General features: G+C 61.4%; 3 protein-coding genes and 1 pseudogene. All 4 read left to right on the forward strand.

The features are described 5' to 3' along the window. Positions 1-72 (forward strand): annotated as a pseudogene (gene rplV, locus DBR20_RS03380) (50S ribosomal protein L22); the annotation flags it as partial. An 18-nt stretch (positions 73-90) separates the two neighbouring features. Continuing rightward, positions 91-825, forward strand: a complete 735-nt coding sequence (gene rpsC / locus DBR20_RS03385) for a 30S ribosomal protein S3 (protein WP_004145350.1) — start codon at positions 91-93, stop codon at positions 823-825. A gap of 5 nt (positions 826-830) precedes the next feature. Continuing rightward, positions 831-1,244, forward strand: coding sequence for a 50S ribosomal protein L16 (gene rplP, locus DBR20_RS03390; RefSeq protein ID WP_025879305.1), 414 nt, complete (start codon positions 831-833; stop codon positions 1,242-1,244). Beyond that, positions 1,244-1,429 carry a 50S ribosomal protein L29 gene (rpmC, locus tag DBR20_RS03395; protein WP_025879306.1) on the forward strand — a complete coding sequence of 62 codons (186 nt, stop codon included), beginning with the start codon at positions 1,244-1,246 and terminating at the stop codon, positions 1,427-1,429. Before rplP ends, rpmC begins: the two co-directional genes overlap by 1 nt. Position 1,430 lies beyond the last annotated feature (1 nt).

The raw sequence follows: 1,430 nt of genomic DNA on the forward strand, positions 1-1,430 counted from the left end.
GCGAAAGGCCGCGGTACCCGCATCCTCAAGCGCACCAGCCACATCACTGTGGTTGTTGGCGCCGCCAAGTAAGCGGATAAGGAAAAGACCATGGGTCATAAAGTTCATCCGATTGGTATCCGCCTCGGCATTTCCAAGGACTGGAACTCCAAGTGGTACGCCAACAAGGCCGAGTTCGCTGGTTACCTGGCAGCCGACCTGAAAGTGCGCGAAATGCTGCGCAAGAAGCTGGCTCAGGCCGGCATCAGCAAGATCCTGATCGAGCGTCCGGCAAAGACCGCTCGCGTGACGATCCACACCGCCCGTCCGGGCGTGGTGATCGGCAAGCGCGGTGAGGACATCGAGAAGCTGCGCAAGGAAGTGAGCGAGATGATGGGCGTCCCGGCGCACATCAACGTCACCGAAGTGCGCAAGCCCGAGCTGGACGCACAGCTGGTTGCCGAATCGATCGCGCAGCAGCTGGAGCGTCGCATCATGTTCCGCCGTGCAATGAAGCGCTCGGTCGGCAACGCGATGCGCCTGGGTGCCCTGGGCATCAAGGTCAACGTCGGTGGCCGCCTCAACGGTGCAGAAATCGCCCGTTCGGAGTGGTACCGCGAAGGCCGCGTGCCGCTGCACACGCTGCGTGCCGACATCGACTATGGCTTCGCTGAAGCCAAGACGACCTACGGCATCATCGGCATCAAGGTCTGGATCTACAAGGGCGAGGTCTTCGATTTCTCCCAGGTTGGCCAGGAAAAGCAGGACGACACCCCGTCGCGCAACGATCGTCATGATCGCGGCGACCGCGGTGACCGTCAGCGCCCGGCTCGTGAAGCGAGGTAACGACAATGTTGCAACCCAAGCGAACCAAGTACCGCAAGGTGCACAAGGGCCGTAACGAAGGCCTCAGCTGGAGCGCAAACGCTGTCAGCTTTGGCGAGTACGGCCTGAAGGCAACCGCCCACGGTCAGCTGACCGCGCGTCAGATCGAAGCGGCTCGCCGCTCGATCAGCCGCTACGTGAAGCGCGGCGGCAAGATGTGGATCCGAGTGTTCCCCGACAAGCCCATCACCAAGAAGCCCATCGAAGTTCGAATGGGTTCGGGTAAGGGCAACGTGGAATACTGGGTGGCCCAGATCCAGCCCGGCCGCATGATCTATGAAATCGAGGGTGTTACCGAGGAAGTGGCACGCGAGGCGTTCCGCCTGGCCGCTGCGAAGCTCTCGGTCACCACCACTTTCGTGACCCGGACGGTGCGCTGATGGATATCAAAACTCTCCGTGAAAAGTCGGCTGACGACCTCAAGGCCCACCTGATCGACCTGCGTAAGGAACAGTTCTCTGTCCGTATGCAGCAGGTCACCGGCCAGCTGCCGAAGACACACGACATCCGCCGGGTGCGTCGCGAAATTGCTCGCGTCAAGACCCTGCTCGGCAGCACGAAGTAAG

It is taken from the genome of Stenotrophomonas sp. HMWF023 (assembly GCF_003060985.1).
In the GTDB taxonomy this organism is placed as follows: Bacteria; Pseudomonadota; Gammaproteobacteria; order Xanthomonadales; family Xanthomonadaceae; genus Stenotrophomonas; species Stenotrophomonas lactitubi.